The sequence below is a fragment of the Methylocaldum sp. genome (assembly GCF_035627495.1).
Classification (GTDB): domain Bacteria; phylum Pseudomonadota; class Gammaproteobacteria; order Methylococcales; family Methylococcaceae; genus Methylocaldum.
On the sequence record NZ_DASPLO010000155.1, the window covers coordinates 1 to 21675 of the forward strand.

The following is a 21675-nucleotide window of genomic DNA, read 5'->3' on the forward strand; positions in this document are numbered from 1 at the left end:
TGTCAGGTCCCGTGTGATTCTTTACCAAGAAGGAGCTATGCTCTCTTCGAGGCACGGAGTGTCCTCCGTGAAGTTTTTGGTTCATCCGGTTGAGACTCATCACGATGCAGATTCAACTTCACAAGAACGCCCGCACCACCCCCGCCGTGCGGCAGGCGATTCGAGACTCCGAGCTGAGTGAGCGCGCCCTGGCGAAGAAACATGGCATTAGCCGTACGACCGTCCGCAAGTGGAAACGCCGCGAGTCGGTCGCGGATGCCTCGCACCGCCCCCACTCCCTGCACACCACACTGACGCCGGCCCAGGAAGCCATCGTGGTGTATCTGCGGATCGCCCTGCTGCTGCCCTTGGACGATCTCCTGGCCGTCACGCGGGAGTTCCTTCATCCGGCCGTGTCCCGCTCGGGACTGGACCGCTGTCTGCGGCGTCACGGCATCGCCTCCCTCAAGGCCCTGCTCCCGACGCCCGCCCCCACACCGATCAAGCCGTTCAAGGCGTATGAACCCGGCTTCATCCATGTCGATGTCAAATACCTCCCGGCCATCGACGGCGAGCCGCGCCGCCACCTGTTCGTCGCCATCGACCGCGCCACCCGCTGGGTCTATATCGCCCTCAAGCCCAACCGCACCGCCCTGACCGCCAAGGCGTTCCTCAAAGCCGTGATTCAGGCCGCCCCGTTCCGCATCCAGAAGTGCCTGACCGACAATGGTTCGGAGTTCACCGACCGCTTCCTGACCCGTACCCGGCAACCCTCGGGCGCTCATGAGTTCGACCAACTCTGTGCCGAACAGGCCATCGAACACCGCCTGATCCCGCCTCGTCGGCCCCAAACCAATGGCATGGTGGAACGCTTCAACGGGCGGATCGAGGAGGTCCTGCAAACCCATCGCTTCGACGCCACGGCGGATTTGGAAACCACCTTGCACCGCTTGTCGCCCTCTACAACCAGCACATCCCACAGCGGGCCTTGGGCCATCTCACCCCCGTTCAAGCTCTCAAAAACTGGCAAACCTCCCATCCCCATCTCTTTCGCAAGAAGGTTTATAAACAGGCGGGACTTGACGGCTAGTCCTCCGTTCAAAGATGGGTAAAGCGATAACATGATCTCTTAGTAGGAAGTCTAGGCCCGAGTATTCACATGTAAAAATTGAATAAATTTAGGTTTTGGATAAATCAGGCTTATGGTTAAGCGCTTGGGCAAGCGCGTACTACCTTATCCGCCCCGACGATCCGTTTAATCCGATAATACGGGAACCGTGTTAGCGGCGGCATTCCGATCTGCTGCGTAAATTTCCCAGCCGCCGCCGAGAGCCTTATAGAGCGCGATCAGACTCGTTGCCGTGTTAGTCTGACTTAGGGCCAGTTGTTCCTGATCCAGGAGCAAGCGGCGTTCGACATCCAACACGGTGAGAAAATCCGTAATGCCGTCTTCGAAACGCAGATGCGCAAGTTGATGTGCCCGTACGCTGGCTGTTGAGGCTGAAGCCAGCAAGTCACGCCGGGCGCGTTGCCGGTTGTAATTCACCAGCGCGTTTTCGGTTTCCTCGAGCGCCGTGAGTACGGTTTGCTCATAACTCGCGAGATTGGCTTCTGCGTTGGCGTCCGCCGCCTTGATGCGGGCACGGACGCGTCCCAAATCGAGAAATGCCCAGGAGATGCGGGGCCCGGCGAAAAAAGCTTCCGAGCCGGCAGCGCCGAGGCCCGAAAGGGTGCGGGCTTCCAGCGCGATCGTACCGTTGAAGGTCACTCGGGGGAAAAGATCGGCCGTGGCAACGCCGATTCCGGCGGTAGCCGCGGCCAGACTACGCTCAGCGACGCGGATATCGGGGCGCCGTCGCAGGAGATCGGCTGGATTGCCGATATCGATCGTTTCGGGAATCGTGGGCATCGGCGCGGGCTCGGACAGGCGGCTCGATAGCGTGTCCGGAAGCTGACCGATCAGCACGCTGAGGCGATGAATGTTTTCCCGAATCCTGGTTTGAATCGGCGGAATCGTCGCCAGCGTGGAGTCGAGTTGAGCCTTGGCTCGCGAGGTGTCCAGTTCCGTGCCGCGGCCGGCTTCCAGCCGAGCCTCGGTCAATTCCAACGTGGCGGCCTGATTGTCAGCGTTTTTTTGGGCGACATTCAGTTGATTTTGCATGCCCCGCAACTCGAGGTAGTTGCGCGCCACCTCGGAAATGACGATGACGAGTAGGTCGCGCAGATCGGCTTCCGCGGCGTCCACCTCGGCATCGCGCGCTTCGACGTTACGTCGTATCCGGCCGAATATGTCCAATTCCCAAAAAGCGTCGAAACCGACGTTGAAGAGCTCAAGCTCGCGCGGCGCGAAGGTCCGACGGTTCATTGCGTCGAAACTTCGCTTTTGCGTCGTGTAATTGGCGTGACTGGTTATGGTGGGGAGGAGATCCAGCCCGGCTTCCAGGTAGAGCGCGCGCGCAACGCGGAGATTCGCCTCGGCCGTCTTGAGATCCCGGTTGTTTTTCACCGCCCGATCAATCAGGTCCGACAGCACGGGATCGCCGAACTGCTTCCACCACGCCACCTCGATGCCGTCGCGCTTGAATTCGGGAAGCACGGTGTTGGCGAACTGCGGTCCCGGAGCGGATTCCGGTTTCATATAATCGGGTCCGACCGCACAGGCGGAGAGAACCGCGGCGAGAGTCATCGGGGCGACATTACGAAGGCGGGCGGGAAGGGTGCCCACGGAAGCAAACCGCTTGGGCCGAACGGTGGAGCAGGGTTTAGACATATCGATTCTTACGAAATTAGGGACTGTTGTTCGACGTCGTTTGAATTTCAGCGGGAGAAGGCTCGGACCGTCGCCGCTGGCGGCGCTCGACCAAACCCCGCATGACGACGTAGAACACCGGCGTCAGCAGCAAGCCGAAGAAAGTGACGCCCAGCATGCCGCTGAAGACCGCGGTTCCGAGTATTCGCCGGGACTCCGCGCCCGCACCGCTGGAGATGACCAGCGGAAATACGCCGAGAATGAATGCGAAGGAGGTCATCAAGATCGGCCGAAGACGCAGACGCGCCGCTTCAATGGCGGCTTGGTAGCGGTCCCTGCCGGTATCCTGGAGATTCCGGGCGAACTCGACGATAAGAATCGCATTCTTGCTCGCCAGCCCGACCAAGACGATAAAGCCGACCTGGGTGAAAATATTGTTGTCCATGCCGCGGAGCCAAATGCCGGTCATAGAGCTCAAGAGACACATGGGCACGATGAGGATGATGGCGAACGGCAGCGACCAGCTCTCGTACTGCGCGGCCAGGGCCAGGAACACGAAGATCACGCTCAACGGAAATATGAGCATGGCGGTATTGCCGGCGAGAATCTGCTGCAGGCTGAGTTCGGTCCATTCAAAACCCATGGTTGAAGGGAGCTCTTGCTTCGCCACCTGCTCCATCAGGGCGATGGCTTGACCCGAGCTGACGCCGGGCAGGGTGGTGCCGTTGATTTCAGCGGACGGGTACATGTTGTAGCGAGCCACCTTGTCCGGTCCGACCGATTCGCGAATGTCCACCAAGGTGCCGAGTGGAACCATCTCGCCGTCGCGATTACGGGTTTTGAGATCGGCGATGTCCGAGGGCTTCAGCCGGAACTGCGAATCGGCTTGCGCCGTTACCTGATAGGTTCTGCCGAAAAGGTTGAAATCGTTGACGTACAGTGAGCCGAGATAAATCTGGAGTGTGTCGAAGACGCTGCCCAGAGGGACATCCTGCGACTTGGCCTGGGTCCGGTTTACGTCCACGTAGACCTGCGGCACGCTGGACCGGAAGCTCGTGAACAGGCCGACCAGTCCAGGTTGTTGATTGCCCTTGGCGATGACTTCGTTCGCGACACGATGCAATTCCTCCGAGCCGACATTGGCCCGATCCTGGATTTGCAGCTTGAAACCGCCCACCGAGCTGAGACCGCGAACCGGCGGCGGCGCGAACACGGCAATATGGGCATCCTCTATCCCCGCGAGGTTCTGACGTAGCGTGCCTATAATTGCTTCCCCGGATAGCTCCGGATGGCCGGCCCGTTCTTCGAACGGGGCGAGGCGGGCGAACATGGTGCCGGCGTTGGATTGGCTGGTTCCGGCCAGGATCGAAAATCCGGTGTATGAATTTACGTGAGTGACGCCTTCGGTTTTCATGATGATTTCCGTGGCTCGCTTGATCACCGCGTCGGTGCGTTCCAGCGACGCGGCATCCGGGAGCTGCGCATACAGGATCAGATAGCCTTGATCCTGTTGCGGGATGAATCCGGTCGGCACCTTGGCGAAAGCCAGAAAATTAAGGCCGTTGAGCGCTACGTAGAGCACCAGCACCACGGCCGTGATGCGGATCAATCGGCCCACCAGGCGCGCATAGCCCTCGCTGAGGGCACCGAAAACCCGGTTAAAGCCGCGGAAAAACCAGCCAAAGAGCCGGTCGAATTGACGTGTGAACCAATCTTTGTTGCCATGGGCCCGATCCAGGAGCAGGGCGCAAAGAGCCGGACTCAAGGTAAGCGAGTTGAATGCGGAAATAACAGTCGACACCGATATGGTCAAGGCGAATTGCTTGTAAAAAGCCCCCGATACGCCGGTGATGAAGGCCGTCGGCACGAAGACAGCAACCAGGACCAGCGCTGTCGCGATAATGGGGCCGACTACTTCTTCCATGGCCCGCCGGGTCGCTTCCCGAGCCCGGAGACCGAGGGCGATGTTCCGTTCCACGTTTTCGACGACCACGATGGCGTCGTCCACCACGATACCGATGGCGAGGACCAGGCCGAACAGGGAAAGAGTATTCAGTGAGAGTCCCATGGCCGCCATGACCGCGAAGGTGCCGATGAGCGATACCGGCACTGCCAGCAACGGGATGATGGTGGCCCGCCAGTTCTGCAGGAACACCAGCACCACGATTACGACTAGCAGAATCGCCTCGAAGAGAGTCTCCACCACCGCTGCGATGGATTGCGTAACGAATACTACGGTGTCGTAGACCATGAGGTAATCGAGCCCCTCGGGGAAGCGCTCCTTGAGCTTCTCCATGGCGTCCACTACCGCCTTCTTGGTGTCGATGGCATTGGAGCCCGGCAGCTGGAAAATGGCTAAGCCTACGGTCGGCTTGCCGTCCAGGTTGAGCGCAGAGCTGTAATCTTTGGCCCCGAGTTCGATCCGTGCCACGTCCCTGAGCCGTGTCACCTGGCCGTCCTGCCCCGTCTTGATGATGATATCGCCAAATTGGCTCTCATCCGTCAGGCGTCCCATGGTGGTGACGGTGAGCTGGAAATCTATTCCGCCCGGCGTAGGCGGTTGTCCGACGACGCCGGCCGCCACCTGGATATTCTGCTCGCGGATCGCCTGCACAACATCGGCGGACGTCAGATTGCGGGCCGCTACCTTTTCCGGGTCCAGCCAGATCCGCATGCTGTATTCGCGGCCGCCAAACAAGACGATGTCGCCGACGCCGGGCAGGCGAGCCAAGGCGTCCCGGATCTGTAGCAGGGCGTAATTGCTGAGATAGACGCTGTCATAGCGTCCATCGGGAGAGATCAGGTTTACTACCAGGCTCAGATCGGGGCTGCGTTTGCGCACGGTGATGCCCTGCCGGCGCACTTCTTCCGGCAGCCGCGGTTCGGCCAGAGCCACCCGGTTCTGCACGAGTACCTGCGATTTATCGAGATCGGTGCCCGGTTTGAAGGTGATGGTCAGCTGCATGACGCCGTCGTTAGTGGACTGGGACGACATGTACAACATGTCCTCGACGCCGTTGACTTCCTGCTCTATGGGCGTCGCTACCGTTTCGGCCAGCACTTTCGCATTCGCGCCCGGATACGTCGCGCGCACGACGACATTGGGCGGTGCGATCTCGGGGTATTGGGCAATGGACAGGCTAAGTGCGGCCAGTCCTCCAATGAGAACGATGAGTATGGAAAGCACCGACGCGAAGATGGGGCGATCGATGAAAAAATGAGTAAATCTCGTCATGGTCGGACGCCGCGTCTCTGATTAAGTGCCGCTAGTCTCGGAAAGCGTGATTCGCTCCCCTTGTACTTTGGTGCCGGGCCGTATTTTTTGGATGCCTTCGATAACTACCCACTCTCCGGGCTGTAGCCCTTCGGAAACTACACGCATCTGGCCAACGGCAGCACCGGGGACAATTCGCCGGTATTCGGCCAAGCCGTCGTCCTTCGTAATCCAGACGAACTTCTGGCCTTGATCGGTCCCAATGGCCCTATCGGGAATTAGAAGACCTTGGTATGGCGGGCTTCCGGGTACGCGGAGTCGGCCAAAGAATCCGGGGCTCAAGAGCTCATTAGGATTGGGGAAAACCCCTCTGGCCCGCAAGGTTCCAGTGCTGGGGTCCATACGGGGCTCGATATAATCGATGTAGCCGTCGTGAGGAAAATCGGATTCATCGATAAGCGCTAATTTAGCGGGAATTCGCGTTGCGCGAGCACTGGCCCGTGTGCCGGCTTCGGCCAAGCGCCGGTACCTGAGTACCGCCCGTTCGTCCGCATCGACATAAACATAAACCGGGTCAATCGATACGATGATCGTCAGCAAAGTCCCGTCGCCGCCACCACCGTTCACCAAGTTGCCCTGGGTAACAAGTTCGCGCCCAATCCGCCCGCTGATAGGTGCTCGCACCTCGGTGAATTCCAGGTTCAGCCTGGCCATTTGGGCAGACGCCTCGGCCGCCCGAACGGCAGCGGATGCTTCTCGTTGTCCCTTGCTCCGGGCGTCGTATTCTTCTTCGGAAATGGCTTTCGACCGCCGCAGATGTTCCGCGCGTTTCAAATCGTTTTTCGCCAGTTCGAGCCGCGCCTTGGCCCGTTCGAGCTCCCCTTCCGCTCGATTCAGTTCAGCCCGGTACGGACGCGGGTCGATTACAAACAACAAATCTCCCTTTTTTACCTTATCGCCGGCTTTGAAGTTCACCTTGTCGAGGTAGCCGTCGACCCTCGCTCGGACCTCCACGGTTTCCATCGCTTCTATGCGTCCGGTGTACTCGTCCCATTCCAAAACTTCCTTTTGCAGAGGCTGAGCAATCTTCACCTTCGGCGGAGGCATCTGAGCCGCAGGAGTGGCTTTGTCCTCCTGGGGTTTACTGCAGCCAAGGATTTGTACAAGTATCGCTGCGCACAGCGTCAGCCACAGCGGGGTGCGAAGAGTAGCGTTTCTGAGGAGCATCTGGGATTGAGAATTGTACGGTCGGTATAACGGGCCGAAAGATTTACCGGATGTAAACGGGACTGGCATAGGCATGGCGTGTTAAGGGAGAGCGATCGAAGATAGCGACACGGCGCGAAAAGAAAAGGTAAGATATCGTTTCATTATTTTCGCTAAACTGGACGTGTGTGTCCATTCAAATAAGGAATAAAGTTAAGACTATGATTCGCATAGGCCGACCACGGAAGGGTGAATCTGCCATCCGACGCGATCAACTCCTAGATAATGCCCTTCGACTGTTTGTGGAGCGAGGTTACGGCAATGTCAGCCTAGAAACTATTGCCCGTGAGGCTCGTGTGTCGCTCCGCACAATTTACCGCCAATTCGGCGGTAAAGCCGATCTGTTCGGGGCAGTAATTCGCCACTACAGCGATCTGTTGGTAGCGACCTTGCCGTTAGACCAAGCTTTGGCCAAGCCTTTGGAAGAAACGCTTATCGTATTCGGGAAGCACTTTCTTTTTCGTCTTTCTCGTCCGGAGATTATTCGCTTGCGTGCGCAATTGATAGCCGAAGCTCATCGCTTTCCGGAATTGGCCGCCGAATTTTATGGACAAGGACCGCAGCGCACCCTGGATCGGCTCGCGCAGTTTTTCGCAATGCACCAGAAGTCGGGGCAAGTGATAGGCATTGATCCGATATTTTTAGCCGGGCAGTTTGTCAGCGCTCTCCGCGGCGAACGGTTTCAGCGGCAACAACTGGGTTTGGAAGACGCTCCAACCGGGGATGAAATAGCGCAGTGGACGCAGCAGGTGGTTGAACTATTCCTGCGAGGTTGTTTAAACCGAACGGACCTATGAGTAGTCGGGACTATAAAAGAAAAGGCAACTCGGCTTGTTGGACGGGGAGCGATTTTCCTGCCGCCTAGAATGTCGAGAGCAAATAAAAAAGCTGCCCTGTCAGGCAGCTTGAGAACGTCGAGAGGAGTAAGTAAAGGGATTTGATATTAAAAATAAGACCGGTAGTTATCAGTCTTGGGACTCACCTTGCGATAGTCCGCCAGGGCATACCCCCTAAGAAGCTTCATGGCATTTTGTTCGCCATACCATAATCCTGTCATGGGATCTTGCCATTCGATTCGGCACGTAGCGCTGTCGGATTGTTTTCTTCGTTTCCATCCGTATCCCCATAATGTGAAAGCCGTTAGACTGCGTTCCAGAAGTGTGTTTACGGATGTTTTCATGAGCGTAACCTCTAGTCGGCGATGGTGAAGACAACTCCGGACAAATAGTGGCCACTCTGATTTTCTTGGATAGCTTTAGCGATAGAAAATTGCACTTGCCCTTAATTGAGCATGAGTCATGCCATTCATTAGAAGCCTCGAGTTACTTGAGAATCGTTAAAAACAAGACGCAATACTTCCTATTCATTTCTTGAATAGGTGCAAATCAGTCCGGCATTGCACCAAGATGTAGCCGTTTTGGCGTTTCACGGGAGGATTTTGATGACAGCGGTTTCAGCGGACTACTTGAAATACAGTGATATACCGGCAACAGATTCAAAAATTTGGGAAACTTTAACGCGCTATGCTCGATCAGTTGATAGTATCGGCATCTGGATTGACGGCACAAAGGAGAACATCGTGAAAACTGCAACTATCTTCGGCGGTGCGATATTGTTGATGGCGCTTGCTGCGGTAAGTTCGGCGGACGACGACCCAAAGTATCCTGCATATCACTTCGAACCAAAGGTGATTGTCCCGGCGGCTGTAGGGGCAGCAGAAGATATTTCGGTGAAGGCTGAAAGCCCACAAGCGGATTCCAGATATCCAGCCGCTTACTTCGAGCCAAAAGTCATCTATCAGGATAAGGAGTCGATCGACAAGCTACAAAAAGAGCAGTAAATCAGGATGCTGCGGCCCCGGCCGCAAGGTAGGCACGCCATTCATCGGCGTAACCCATCTTGTGACTCTGGAACGACGGAATCGGTAAAGTTTGGACGCTATATCCTTGGCGGGCCGGGAAAAACGTATGAGCTCGAAATGTTCTCCCTTGTCTTTTACGCTTTCCCGGCAGCTACGAAAAAACATCCCCGATGATTTAGTGCTGATAGGGATAAGTGCGTGGCTCCCGTTCTCCGTAAGGGGAGGGGCGATATGAGTCATTGTAACCGCTGTAATTAGGCTGACGGCCGTAGTAAGAATCGCGGTTTTTCTTCTGATCCATGTAATAGCCGGCCGCGCCTCCAACCATAGCTCCGACGGTGCCGCCCAAGAGCGCACCTCGTCCGCCATCGTCCACGGCGTGGCCGAGCAATGCGCCGCCGGCGGCGCCGATCGCGGCACCGGTCAGGGTGTTACGATACGGATAGTTCTCATGGGGGTGATATCCCGTCGATGCGCAACCAGTAAGCGCAGTCGCACAGGTCAGCACAATCAACAGAGTTCTTATTTTGTTCACGGCGTTCGCTCCATTTGTGACGAGGCGCGATTAGTATCATTCCGTTTTCCTGAACGGAGCCTGAACGTGGGAGCTTGATTGAGAAAGGCGGAGAGTAGTGCGCCGGCAGCGAACGCCAGCGACGGGGTCTTCTCGGCGATCCTGGCTACTTTCGGTTACTCGAGCCAGCCATAGGTGCGCGCAACCGCCTTCTTCCAGTTAGCGTAAAGCCGCTCTCGGGTTTCCGGCGACATGCGCGGGCGCCATTCCTTGTCTTTTCCCCACAGATCACGAAGCTCCTCGAAGTCGCGCCAGAAACCTATGGCGAGACCCGCGGCGTAAGCCGCTCCGAGGGCCGTCGTTTCGGTCACGATGGGGCGGATGACCGGGGCACCGAGTATATCCGCTTGAAACTGCATGAGGGTCTCGTTGACCACCATGCCGCCGTCCACCTTGAGCGTATCCAGCTCCAGTCCCGTTTCCTGGCGCATCGCGTCGAGTATCTCACGGGTCTGATAGGCAGTGGCTTCGAGTGCGGCTCGGGCAAAATGGCCTTTGTTTGCATAACGGGTCAATCCGACAATTATTCCCCGGGCGTCGCTGCGCCAATGGGGAGCGAAAAGTCCCGAAAAGGCGGGCACTAGATAGATTCCGCCGTTGTCCTCGACTGTATTGGCCAGGGCTTCGACATCCGCCGAGGTCTGGATGAACCCCAGATTGTCCCTCAGCCATTGAACGAGCGCTCCGGCCACGGCGATCGAACCTTCGAGGGCGTAGGCAGGGGGAGCGTTGCCGATCCGGTAAGCCACCGTAGTGAGGAGCCCATGCCGTGACTGCACCGGATGGCCGGTATTCAGCAGCATGAAGCATCCGGTTCCATAGGTGTTTTTTGCATCGCCCGTGTCGAAGCAGGTTTGCCCGAATAACGCGGCCTGCTGATCGCCCAGGTTGCCGGCCACCGGAATGCCGGCGAGAGCCCCTTTCGCGACGCCGTAAATTTCGGATGACGAACGGATTGCCGGCAGGATGGAGCGCGGCACGTTTATGGCGGCGAGTAGCTCCTCATCCCAGGCCAGAGTTTTGAGGTTCATCAGCAGCGTGCGCGAGGCATTGGTCACATCGGTGATGTGGATGCCTCCGTCCTTGCCGCCGGTCAGATTCCAAATCAACCAGCTATCGATCGTGCCGCACAGCAACTCGCCGCGTTCGGCCCGTATCCTGGTCCCCTCTACGTTATCCAGCAGCCATTGAAGTTTGGGCCCCGAGAAATAGGTGGCGACCGGCAGCCCGGTGTTAGCACGAAATCGATCCTGTCCGCCTTCCAAGGAAAGCTCCTCGCAGATTTCAGCGCTGCGCGTGTCTTGCCAAACGATAGCGGGGTAAACCGGCTTCCCGGTGGCTTTCTCCCAAACAACTACGGTTTCGCGCTGATTGGTCACTCCGAGAGCCGCGACTTCCTGGGGTTCTATCTCCGCGTTTCGAAGCGCCTCGGCAATTACACTTTGGGTGTTCCGCCAAATTTCCAATGGATCATGTTCGACCCAGCCCGGGCGCGGGTAGATCTGGCGGTGTTCCGCCTGGGCCATCGCCGCCGCACGTCCGCTGTGATCGAAGATAATGCAGCGGGTGCTGGTGGTGCCTTGATCGATGGCGGCGATATAACGGGGCATGGCGTCATTTCCAAAAATCGTCGGATGGCAGGGCATCGTAGACACCATGCCCTATCGTTGCCTAGGTATCACCGCTGCATTATTCAGGCAAGAAGAATTCGCAAGCTTGCGAGGCGGGATTCATCGAGGAAAAGAGGCGGGTCAATCAGCCGTTCCGGTTTGCCTATTCAATTGATAAACATTATCATTTAGCCTTGGCAAAAACCGTTGCAATTGCGCAATCCACGCATTCCTTTGACCTTGGGAGAACCGAACATTATGCAGAATAGGACTCATTCGGCCCGGTTTACAGCACTGAGCGTATGGCTGATGGTTTGCGGCTCCGTTTCGGCGGCCGAAACCTATACGCTGACGATCAAGGAGCATCGTTTCGAACCCGTCGAGCTTGAGGTGCCCGCAGGCCAGAAAATCAAGCTGATCGTCAAGAATGAAGATCCGACTCCCGAGGAATTCGAAAGCCGGTCATTAAAAAGGGAAAAGATCATTCCCGGCAAAAGTCAGGCAACTGTATCGGTCGGGCCGCTCGATCCGGGTACTTATGAATTTTTTGGGGAATTTCACGAAGAATCCGCCAAAGGGCGCATTGTTGCAAAGTAAAAAGGTATCACCTTAAGAACATCTTAAGAACATGTTAGCCACTGCAATCATCGTATTCAGAGAGGTCATCGAGGCCGCGCTCGTGATCAGCATTGTCATGGCGGCGAGCCGCGGCGTCGCCGCGCGCGGTTGGTGGGTATGGGGCGGCGTCGGTGGTGGGCTGGTGACTGCCTGTCTGGTCGCGGCTTTCGCGGGCAGCATCGCCGAAGCCGCATCCGGCGTCGGACAGGATCTTTTCAATGCGGTCGTGTTGTTCACTGCGGTCGTGATGCTCGGCTGGCACAACGTCTGGATGCAGCGCCACGGACGGGAACTCGCGCAGGAAATGAGCCGGGTGGGAAAAGCTGTGTTGTCGGGTGACCGGCCCCTCTATGCTCTGGCGGTCGTGGTCGGGCTAGCGGTGCTGCGGGAAGGTTCGGAAGTCGTTCTTTTTTTATATGGAATCGCGTCAGCGGATGAAAGTAACACGGGATCTATGCTGACGGGTGGAGTCGTTGGCATCTCCCTGGGCACCGCCGTAGGCCTGGCGATGTACTACGGCTTGCTGCGCATTCCCACGCGTTACCTGTTTAAGGTGACCAGTTGGCTTATTCTGTTTTTGGCGGCTGGGTTGGCTTCGCAGGGAGCGGCCTATCTGGTACAGGCCGACCTGCTTCCGCCTTTGGGCCGCGAGGTGTGGAATACGTCCAATTGGCTGTCCGAGGACAGTTTGATCGGTCAAGTTTTGCATACCCTGATCGGCTATGTCTCCCGACCGGATGGCATGCAGATTCTCTTCTATCTCGCAACGCTCGCAATCATCTCGAGTTTGATGCGGGTATTTGGGGACAGACCGGGGCGGCCCGCGTGATCCTGAAGCGGCGTTGTACCCTCTGACAAGCGCTCGTAAAAATCGCGGAGATATCCGTACGGCCCAAAAAACCCGTCAGCCGCCTTGTCCGTGATGGCTAAAGGCGCTTGAATATCCCCTATGATAGAGCAGTCGCCCGACAGGGCACTCCAGCCGTCCATCGAAGAAAGGACGGCATCCGGTCGTAACATCCTTACACTGAAGGGCAGTTGGAATCTGCGTGGTCTGGCGGCAGAAGGACCGCGTCTTCTCGATGCACTTCAGGGCCATGCCCGCGATGCGGCGAACGAGTGGGACATCCGCGACGTTACGGCCTTGGATAGTGCCGGGGCCTTTTTGCTTTGGCGGGCCTGGGGTGGACAGTTGCCAGGCAAGCTGCATTTGCGCCCCGAGCAGGAGTCCACTTTTGCCCGTTTGCAGAATTGGTCCGCAATCTCCTCTGAACCGATAAGCCGGCGTGTAGAGCCCGTCCGCGAGCATATTCGCCGGATCTTTGCGGGCGCGGCGGAGCATTTCCTAGAGCTCGTCTCGATATTCGGGCAATTCATACTGGATGTGGGACATTTGATGCGCCATCCTCGGGACGTGCCGTGGCGGGAAATCTCAGCGGCCATTCATGAGACCGGGGGACGGGCCCTGGGTATTACCGCCTTGGTCGGATTTCTCATCGGGATTGTGGTCAGCTATCTCTCATCGCTGCAACTGCAAACCTTCGGCGCTCAGATTTACATCGTCAACATACTTGGGCTGAGCATTATCCGGGAGCTTGGTCCACTGCTCGCTGCCATTCTCGTGGCTGGACGCTCGGGATCGGCTATGACTGCGCGTATCGGTGTGATGCGGGTGACCCAGGAACTGGATGCGCTTGAGGCGCTGGGTATTTCCCGTTCGCTACGCCTGATTTTACCTAAAGTCGTCGCGCTAACGATCGCCTTGCCGCTCCTGGTCGTCTGGACCGATACGGTCGCATTGATCGGCGGAGCGATCGCGGCTCATTTCGAATTGAGGGTCGGTTATTATCAGTTCTTCATGAGTTTGCCCGATGCGGTGCCGGTGGCCAATTTCGCTATCGGATTCGGCAAGGGAGCGGTGTTCGGACTGTTTATCGCACTGTTAGCTTGTCATTTCGGGTTGCGCATAGAACCGAACACCGAGAGTTTGGGCAACGAAACCACGCGTTCGGTGGTCGCATCGATTACTCTGGTTATATTGATTGACGCCGTTTTCGCGATCCTGTTCCGTGAGGTAGGCCTGTAATAATGAACGATGCCGTCATCAGAATGGAACAGATTTGGACCTGTTTCGGAAAAACCGTGGTACATCGGGACATCAGTTTGTCGTTAGGCAGGGGTGAAATTTTCGGTTTGGTCGGCGGTTCGGGGAGCGGAAAAACGCTGCTGATGCGCGAAATGATCGGGCTTCAGGAGCCAACCCGTGGCAGAGTTCATCTTTTCGACGAGTGTCTGCAAGACGTCGCGGCTGAACGGCATCAACAGCTTCGCAACCGTTGCGGCGTGCTGTTTCAGGGAGGGGCTTTGTTCAGCGCCCTAAGCGTTTTCGATAACATCGCATTTCCCTTGCGTGAATTTCGTGTCCTTGATGAAGATCTCATCGGTCATTTGGTGCGCATGAAGCTTACGATGGTGGGATTGACCGCAAGCGACGGCTCATTGATGCCGGCCGAGTTGTCCGGCGGCATGATCAAGCGTGTCGCGTTGGCGCGGGCGCTGGTGATGGAGCCGGAATTATTGTTTCTCGACGAGCCGACATCGGGACTCGATCCCGTGTTGAGTGAAGAATTTGTCGATCTTTTGGGCGGGTTGCATCGGGAGCTCGGCTTTACGGTAGTCATGGTGACCCACGATTTGGATACGGTAAGAGACTTGTGCACGAAAGTCGGCGTATTGGCCGACCAGCGCCTAGTCGTGTGCGGTCCGGTTGAGGATGCGCTGGATTCCGAGCATCCCTTTGCCCGACATTATTTTCACGGCAAGCGCGGCCATCGGGTCTTCGAGCGGATCGGCTGATATGGGTAGAGAAACCTACGCGTTCCTGACGGGATTGTTCGTAATCATTTTGGGTGCGGCTTCGGTTATCGCCGCCATGTGGCTGGGCAATTACGGCGAAGAGTATAAGAGCTATTACGTCGTCACCCAGAGATCGGTTTCCGGGCTTAATCCGGAGTCCACGGTGCTTTTCCGCGGTGTGAATGCCGGCAAGGTCTCCACCATCCGTTTCGATCCCCAAGATCGGCGGAATATTCTCGTCCGGGTCGAGCTGAATGAAGATCTTCCGATTACCCGGAGCACGTACGCCATACTGCGTGTTCAGGCTTTGACGGGCTTGGCCCAAGTGGAATTGTACGATACCGGTGAGCAGCCGGAGCCTTTGCCGACGGACCCGGACGATCCGGCCCGTATTCCGCTACGGCCTTCGCTGTTCGACAAGCTCACCGAGTCCGGACAGGACATTCTCTCCCAATTGGGCATGTTGGCGACCCGGCTCAACAGCGTGCTGAACGAGAATAATCGCCAGAGGATCGAGCGTATCCTCGAGGCCGTTGCGACCTCAACCGAGCACTTGGCCATATTCGAAAAAAGAGTGGACGAAATGCTGGCAGAAATACCGGCTTTGAGCGGGGAAGCGCAGCGGATGATGGCGGGGATCAATAGGCTTGCCGGTGATCTAGATGCGACCGTCAAGGAAGTTCGGGGACTCGTCAAAAGCACCGAGAGCCTGATCGCTTCGGGTAGAACGGCCGGTGACGTGGTGGTACAAACCACTTTGCCCAAGGTGAATGAATTGCTTGATGAAACCGAGTCGATCGCCGTCGATATAAGAAACCTTTCCAACAGGCTGGAAAATGACCCTCGGATTCTACTGTTCGGGTCGCCTAAGCCAGCTCCTGGACCGGGGGAGCCGGGTTTTCAGGAGCCGAGATGAAGAGATTTGTTCTTGCAAAGCTGTTGCCCGTCGTGCTGGCTGTCTCGAGTTGTACCCTCAGCCCTGAAAAATCACCCCCGTCCAGGTTTCATGATCTGGGGCCGCTGCCGAGTCGAGCGGACGGATCACCGGCGGCGTGGTCCGCGGTAGACGTGGATGCCCCGGAGTGGCTGAGAGGTGACCGAATTCGATATCGATTCGTTTACTCCGATCCTACCCGAGTGGGTTTCTACACGCTTGATCGCTGGATCGCGCCGCCGTCGGAGTTACTGGCACAGCGTTTTGCACTATTGGGGGATGGCGGACCGTTCCGGATTCGGATCGAACTTGAGGAATTCGAACAAATTTTCGAGCGACCGGGCAGCGCCAGAGCGGTGATCCGTTTTCGAGCGCTGGTCTACGAGCTCGGCAGTAACAAGCGTTTAGCCGAACGGATGTTCCAGCTCAGCAGAATCTCGCCCAGCGCCGATGCAGCCGGAGCCGTGGCATCTTTCGCGGGTCTGACCGATGAATCTGTAAGCACGGTGCGCGCCTGGGTAGAAAGCATGGGTGTCGTGCACAAGCCCGTTACCGGGCCTCGTTGATGTGTTTTCAGGGATCACGTCAACTCGCCTTGGAACCCATCGACTGAACTTCTTCTGTAAGAAGGCGGTCCTGAGGACGTGTCAAAATGCGACGTCTAAACCGAGAGTAACTCGCATCAATGTGATCATTTTGGGAAACACAGAAGATACTAAAGAGATCTTATAAATCTGAGTAAAATAGTAGGATATTAGAAAGAGCTTCTATTCTACTTCAACTATCTATAAGATTTTTAAAGAGAAAATCGAGGTCCTTCGGACAGAGCGATCGATGGGCAAAAAAGGGTGGACACAAAAAATTTTTTCTTTAGACTGTGCGCCAGCTTTAGGGAGGAAGCACAAATATAGAGTCGTCAAAGAGGAGGAAAGACCCCTTATGGGGTAGTTATAATAATTACAAGAGCACTAATAATATGCGTCGCCACTAGTGTGCGACGTAATACGCTACAACAACAATAATAAAGATACTGCCCGCGTAAAGCGGGCTTTTTTTTACCTATGCTTCAGGCAAAAAAAAGCGACCACGAGGGTCGCCAAGAGGAGGAGAACTTTCGGCTGGACGCACCCGAAGGAGCGGATTAGGTCGTCACCAAGTTCAGTTGAGGTTGGTATAAAGTATACACATTTATACCCATTCTTCTCATAAGATATTCTTATGAACTAAATAGCTGTCGGTTATTACTATCCAGAAAACAATATGTAACACAACGGATAGTAAATGCCTGGACTTACAGGGACAGCTTCAGTCCTACCCAACCGGCTCTGGGAGAGCCGATGCCTACGAAACGCGGATCGGTAAAGCCGTCGCCGAGCACTTCATCGGCTTCGCCATACAGTCCGATGGTGTAGTACCGCTTGTCGAACAGGTTGTCGATACGGCTGAATAACGCCACATGCTCGTTGAACCGGTATTCGCCGTGCAGGTTGAACACGGCATATTCCTCAAGCGGCTGGTTGAGATTGGCTTCGTCGCCGCGGAAGTACTGACCGCTGTTGTAAATCATATTCACGCCGACATTCAGCCCCTTGACGACCTCCACGTCCGTCGAGACTTTCAGCATGTGCCGCGGAAGACTGGGGATGCGGTCGCCCTTTTCCACCTGAATCTGTCCGTTCTCGTCGGCGGACGGATTGTTCGGGCTGCTGGCGAGAAAAGGCGTACGGAAGGTGGCGTCGAGCAGGGTGTAATTGACTCCGAACCGCACCCGTTCGAAAGCCCCCGAAAGCCCCAGTTCGATACCCCGGCGCCGCGTGGTTCCGACATTGTCGAAAAAGCCCTGATTCGTGAGATTGCCGCTGCTGATGAAGAGAATGTCATCATGATTTTCGGTCTGGAACAGGCCGGCGTTCCAGTTGATATTTCCGCCCCAGAACTTGGCGAACTCGCCGCGGAAACCGGCCTCCCAGGCTTTGGCCACCACCTGGTCCAGCGGCGGGTCGGAAAGAAACGCATTCGGCAGCTTGCAAGGCGCTTCAGGGTTGGCACAGGACAGTTCCATCGGAGTGGGCGCCCGGTTCGATTCGCTATAACTGCCGTAAGCGGTGAATTCCGGCATAAATGCATAGGTTAGCCCGGCGGAAGGATTGAACCGTTCGAACTTGTGAAAGCCGTTCAGCTCGTCGCCGAACTGGTCGTCGAGCCGGACGAACGACAGGTTGTAGCGGCCTGCCGCCGTTAGGGTCAGTTGGTCGGTGACCGACAGCGTATCGCTGAGATAAATCCCGTGGTGGCGAACGTGGCCGTGGACTCTCACCCGCGATTCGTTCACCAGGACTCCGCTTCCTATGGTGCCTCGGTCCTCGGTAAGCGATGCCAGCTCCGTATCGGAGCTGAAGTGAATGCGTCCTTCGTCGTAACTGCCGCCGGCGACGACCCGGTTGTGCATGGCGAAGAGATCGTGCTCGAAGGCGCCCTGCAAACTGCCGCCGTAACTGCGCTGGTTGGTTTGACTGGTATTGTTGGTCGCCCCCTCGACCGCATCGCTGGCCAGCACGTTATTGCCATTGACGTCCTCGACGACCTCTTCTTCGCCGTCTTCTTCCTCGCAAAGAAGGCCTTCGTTGGCCGGATCCTCGCAGTCGTCGAAGTCGGAATCGTCGCCATTGAAAGTCTTGATCCGGTTTTGCCGAAAATAAGCGTTACCCGACAACTCGAAGTGATCGGTGAGCCAAGTGCTGCCGTCGAGGGATGCCAAGAACAAGCGTGTGATGGTGCGATCGGGATGGGTGAAAATCGCTTCCGGATCTTGCTTGGCCAGTTGGAGCGGCAAAGCGCCGTTGCCGATCAGCCGGTTGTTGTTGGAAGCCAGGGTGAGGTTCAGCTTGGACCGTTCATTTTGCCAGCTAAACGTGCCGAATCCCTGCTTGACGTCGGTGGGCGAGAAATCGCGCCAACCGTCCTCATAGAAACTCTTAAGGTCGATGAAATAGCCGACGGTGCCGTTATTCCATCCGCTCGTGACTTCTTGCCAGTGCCGTCCCCAAGATCCGCCTGCCACTTCGACAGTGTGGCCGGGTGCGGTGAAACCTGTCTTGGTGCGCATGGAAATAGCACCGCCGAGGCTGTTCAGGCCGTACACCGCGTTGGAGCCGGAATGCAGCGTCATCCGCTCGATGGCGCCTTCGGGGATCAAATCCCAGTTGACGGTATCGCCGAACGGTTCGTTGAAGCGGATGCCGTTGACATAGACGGATAACCCCTGGGGCAATCCCAGCAGCGGAGACGCGGTAAACCCTCGGAATTGAACATCGGGCTGGAAGGGGTTGTTTTGAGCGTCGTTGACGTTGACGCTGCCGAAATTCCAGCGCATATAATCCGCCAGCGAAAAGCTCTGATTAAGATCCAGTTGCTCGGACGTCGCCGTTTGCACGGGAGACGGAATTTTATTCGCCGGCACGCCCGAGACCATTAGCGGCGTTTCGCCGATGATTTCGACCGTGCCGAGATCTACGCTTTCGTCGTTGTTTTCCGCGGCAGCAGTCAAATCGGCGCCCATGAGAACCAGTAGAGAGGTTCCCATACGGAAAGTTCTTCTTTTTTTAAACATAAAAATCCCCCCACAAATTCAAAAAAACGGCGAATTTTAAAGGGGGCGGCGGGTATCGACTATGGGAAAAATTCCCGACTTTAAGCCTTGAGCAGTCCGTATTGGTAAGCGAGGCGAGCCATTTCCGCGGTGGTGCTCACATTGAGTTTATTCTTGATTAGAGTGGTGTAATTGCCGACGGTCTTATAGCTGAGGCAGAGTTCGTCAGCAACCTCTCGGGTCGTATAGCCTTTGGCCAACAGGCAAAAGACGTCGAATTCGCGGGCTGAAAGCGAATTCAAATCAGCGGAGGCGTCTTTTCCGGCTATGGTCTGGACCAAAAGTTTTTGGGCGATTTCCGGTTCCACGTAGGTTTCGCCGCCGGCCACTTTCTTCACGGCCTCCACCAAGGTCTCCGGAGCGCTGCTTTTGGTGATGTAACCCTTGGCGCCGGCTTCCAAGGCCCTAAGGACATAGACCAGCTCGTCATGGATGCTGAATACGAGTATTTTGGCACTGGGGTCGCGGCTCGAAATTCGGCGAATGGAGGCGAGTCCGCCGATGCCCGGCAGGCTCAGGTCCATGACGATTACGTTAGGCTGGGACTCCGAATAGTATTGGCAAGCTTCCTCGCCGCGTTCGGCTTCGCAGACCACCTCGATATTCTCGGTTTGCGACAGCAATAGCCTATAGCCCGCACGAACCACGGCATGGTCGTCGACCAGCATCACGGTGATTTTCGGATTCATTAGGATGCTTCTCCACAAGGTACGCAAACTTCGAGCGATACGCCCTCGCTGGGGCAGGTAATCAGGTTGAATTCTCCGCCCAAGCTGGCGACACGCTCTCGAATACCGAGCAAACCGAAGCCTCGCCTGGGCTGGTTCGGATCGAATCCACATCCGTTGTCGCTGATTTTGAGCAGAATCGAGCTTCGAGAATGTTTTTCCATCTCCGTTATCTCCTTTAACCGAAGTTCTATCCGGACGCCGTTGGCCTCGGCGTGTTTAACGACGTTCGTCAGGCACTCCTGAACGATACGGAACAGATGGATTTTAGCGGCGCCGGCGTACTCTTCGATGTCGTCTTCGCAATCGAAGTGCAGATTGATGTCGGGATTGCGGCTGCGCCAGTTCTCGATCAGATCTTCCAACGAGGCGATAAGTCCCAGTTCGTCCAGGATGAGAGGGCGCAGACGGCGCATCATCCCGCGCACTACGCCGAACAGCCGGTCGCAAACCGCCATGATGCGCTCGATCGTTTCATTATTCTGAGGGCCGTTGTCCCGCTTGCGCAGCGAGGCGGCCAGTACCTTGATCGCACTCAGAGATTGTCCGAGTTCGTCGTGAAGCTCCTGAGCCAAATAGCGCCGTTCTTCTTCTTGAATAGCCAAGGATTGCTGGGTGAGTGCGCGATTTTCGTCGCGGGCTTTTTCCAGTGCGGAGGCCGTGTGATTGAACGCCTGGGAAATTCGCGCGAATTCGGGTAAGGAAAAGTCCGGCAGACGCCTGCCGTAATCGCCCCGTTCAATGTCTTCCAGTCCGTCCAGAATCACGCCGACGCACCGGAACGCCCGGCCGACCGTGATGTGCACCAGGGCGTAGATAGTCACCGCCAGGATTGCTATCAGTGTCAGAAAACCCCGGGCCTCATTCCATGCTTCGGCAATTTCATCCTCCGGGTTGGCTTCGATAAGAATGCTGATAACACCGTTGCCGGCGGTTTCCACCCGTTTTTCCGCAGCAATGGAGCCGGGCTTGACCGCCCAAGCGAACCAGCCGGGCACATCCGTCGTGCGCTCACTCCCACGTGCCGCGAAGTCGATCAGGGTGTGCTCATCCCAACGCTGGGATTCGTCCCGCGGGCCAGCTTCTGGCGATCCAAATTGATCAAGACCGTCCTTAGTTCTGGCCCCGTGGGCGAACTCCGTTCCTCCCATTCGGTTCTCGGCCGAATGGTCGCTCCCGGCGGATTGCTCCGGCGCTTGCCGGACCTGAATGCGGAGATGCCGAGTTTTATCCAGTTTGTTCAGTTGGGAGAACCAGTTGCCGAGCGAATCCGTGGAGTTCCGGTTTTCGGACAGGCTGACCTCGATCAGTTGCAGTGCGAGATTAACCGTGGAATCGATTTCCTCAGCGACCGATCGGCGGGCGTTGTGAACGGCAAACAAGGTGCCGAGGCCGAGTATCGCCAACATGGTGAGCACGATCATCAGGTTCAAGCGAAAACGTAAACTAAGACCTTCGTGCATGGTTCTCGTCGGCTCGGATTTGCAGTGAGTTTTTTGCTTATTCATGGAAACAAAAACGGGCTCCGTCGAGCCCGTTCGAGGGTAGGTCAAAACGAATAGACGTCATTCTTTAGCAATCTGGCAAATCTCTTTTTCATCGTCCTCGACGACTTCTTCGTGACTGCATCGCACTCG

Annotated in this window: 16 protein-coding genes and 1 pseudogene; 9 read left to right on the forward strand and 8 right to left on the reverse strand. The window is 56.5% G+C overall.

Annotated elements, in window-relative coordinates; translation table 11 throughout:
- The first annotated feature begins 104 nt into the window (after positions 1–104).
- Positions 105–1069: pseudogene (locus VEB01_RS13030) on the forward strand (IS481 family transposase).
- A gap of 165 nt (positions 1070–1234) precedes the next feature.
- Here VEB01_RS13030 and VEB01_RS13035 read toward each other — a convergent pair.
- From VEB01_RS13035 to VEB01_RS13045, 3 genes are all read right to left on the reverse strand, one after another.
- Positions 1235–2665: an efflux transporter outer membrane subunit gene (locus VEB01_RS13035; protein WP_324876147.1), complete on the reverse strand. Its 1431-nt coding sequence runs from the start codon at positions 2663–2665 to the stop codon at positions 1235–1237.
- Between the two features lie 100 nt (positions 2666–2765).
- On the reverse strand, positions 2766–5963 hold the full coding sequence (locus VEB01_RS13040) for an efflux RND transporter permease subunit (RefSeq protein WP_324876107.1): 3198 nt from the start codon (positions 5961–5963) through the stop codon (positions 2766–2768).
- A 21-nt stretch (positions 5964–5984) separates the two neighbouring features.
- Positions 5985–7049, reverse strand: coding sequence for an efflux RND transporter periplasmic adaptor subunit (locus VEB01_RS13045; RefSeq protein WP_324876109.1), 1065 nt, complete (start codon positions 7047–7049; stop codon positions 5985–5987).
- A 320-nt stretch (positions 7050–7369) separates the two neighbouring features.
- Between VEB01_RS13045 and VEB01_RS13050 the strand changes: the two genes are divergently transcribed.
- Both VEB01_RS13050 and VEB01_RS13055 read left to right on the forward strand, forming a co-directional pair.
- Complete coding sequence (locus tag VEB01_RS13050; protein WP_324876111.1) at positions 7370–8005, forward strand: TetR/AcrR family transcriptional regulator; 636 nt, start codon at positions 7370–7372, stop codon at positions 8003–8005.
- Positions 8006–8649: 644 nt separating this feature from the next.
- Positions 8650–9048, forward strand: a complete 399-nt coding sequence (locus tag VEB01_RS13055; RefSeq protein ID WP_324876113.1) for a hypothetical protein — start codon at positions 8650–8652, stop codon at positions 9046–9048.
- A gap of 196 nt (positions 9049–9244) precedes the next feature.
- Here the strand turns inward: VEB01_RS13055 and VEB01_RS13060 are convergent, their stop codons facing one another.
- Positions 9245–9604 (reverse strand): YMGG-like glycine zipper-containing protein, encoded by a 360-nt coding sequence (locus tag VEB01_RS13060; RefSeq protein ID WP_324876115.1) that lies wholly within the window; start codon positions 9602–9604, stop codon positions 9245–9247.
- A 155-nt stretch (positions 9605–9759) separates the two neighbouring features.
- On the reverse strand, positions 9760–11253 hold the full coding sequence (gene glpK, locus VEB01_RS13065) for a glycerol kinase GlpK (RefSeq protein WP_324876117.1): 1494 nt from the start codon (positions 11251–11253) through the stop codon (positions 9760–9762).
- A gap of 258 nt (positions 11254–11511) precedes the next feature.
- Between glpK and VEB01_RS13070 the strand changes: the two genes are divergently transcribed.
- The 6 genes from VEB01_RS13070 (at position 11512) to VEB01_RS13095 (ending at position 16227) form a co-directional block, all read left to right on the forward strand.
- The gene (locus VEB01_RS13070) at positions 11512–11850 is read left to right on the forward strand and encodes a cupredoxin domain-containing protein (protein ID WP_324876119.1); all 339 of its coding nucleotides are present in this window, start codon (positions 11512–11514) and stop codon (positions 11848–11850) included.
- Positions 11851–11881: 31 nt separating this feature from the next.
- Positions 11882–12700 carry an FTR1 family iron permease gene (locus VEB01_RS13075; RefSeq protein ID WP_324876121.1) on the forward strand — a complete coding sequence of 273 codons (819 nt, stop codon included), beginning with the start codon at positions 11882–11884 and terminating at the stop codon, positions 12698–12700.
- A 120-nt stretch (positions 12701–12820) separates the two neighbouring features.
- A complete protein-coding gene (locus VEB01_RS13080; protein ID WP_324876122.1) occupies positions 12821–13957 on the forward strand; it encodes an MlaE family ABC transporter permease in 1137 nt (378 codons plus the stop codon).
- 2 nt (positions 13958–13959) lie between these two features.
- Positions 13960–14727 (forward strand): ABC transporter ATP-binding protein, encoded by a 768-nt coding sequence (locus VEB01_RS13085; RefSeq protein ID WP_324876124.1) that lies wholly within the window; start codon positions 13960–13962, stop codon positions 14725–14727.
- Between the two features lies 1 nt (position 14728).
- Positions 14729–15643 (forward strand): MlaD family protein, encoded by a 915-nt coding sequence (locus VEB01_RS13090; protein ID WP_324876126.1) that lies wholly within the window; start codon positions 14729–14731, stop codon positions 15641–15643.
- A complete protein-coding gene (locus VEB01_RS13095; protein WP_324876128.1) occupies positions 15640–16227 on the forward strand; it encodes an ABC-type transport auxiliary lipoprotein family protein in 588 nt (195 codons plus the stop codon). The genes VEB01_RS13090 and VEB01_RS13095 overlap by 4 nt, the downstream gene beginning before the upstream one ends.
- Before the next feature lie 725 nt (positions 16228–16952).
- Here VEB01_RS13095 and VEB01_RS13100 read toward each other — a convergent pair.
- The 3 genes from VEB01_RS13100 to VEB01_RS13110 form a co-directional block, all read right to left on the reverse strand.
- Positions 16953–19244: a TonB-dependent receptor gene (locus tag VEB01_RS13100; protein ID WP_324876130.1), complete on the reverse strand. Its 2292-nt coding sequence runs from the start codon at positions 19242–19244 to the stop codon at positions 16953–16955.
- A 107-nt stretch (positions 19245–19351) separates the two neighbouring features.
- Positions 19352–19999: a response regulator transcription factor gene (locus VEB01_RS13105; RefSeq protein ID WP_324876132.1), complete on the reverse strand. Its 648-nt coding sequence runs from the start codon at positions 19997–19999 to the stop codon at positions 19352–19354.
- Complete coding sequence (locus VEB01_RS13110; RefSeq protein ID WP_324876134.1) at positions 19999–21546, reverse strand: histidine kinase; 1548 nt, start codon at positions 21544–21546, stop codon at positions 19999–20001. The genes VEB01_RS13105 and VEB01_RS13110 overlap by 1 nt, the downstream gene beginning before the upstream one ends.
- Positions 21547–21675 lie beyond the last annotated feature (129 nt).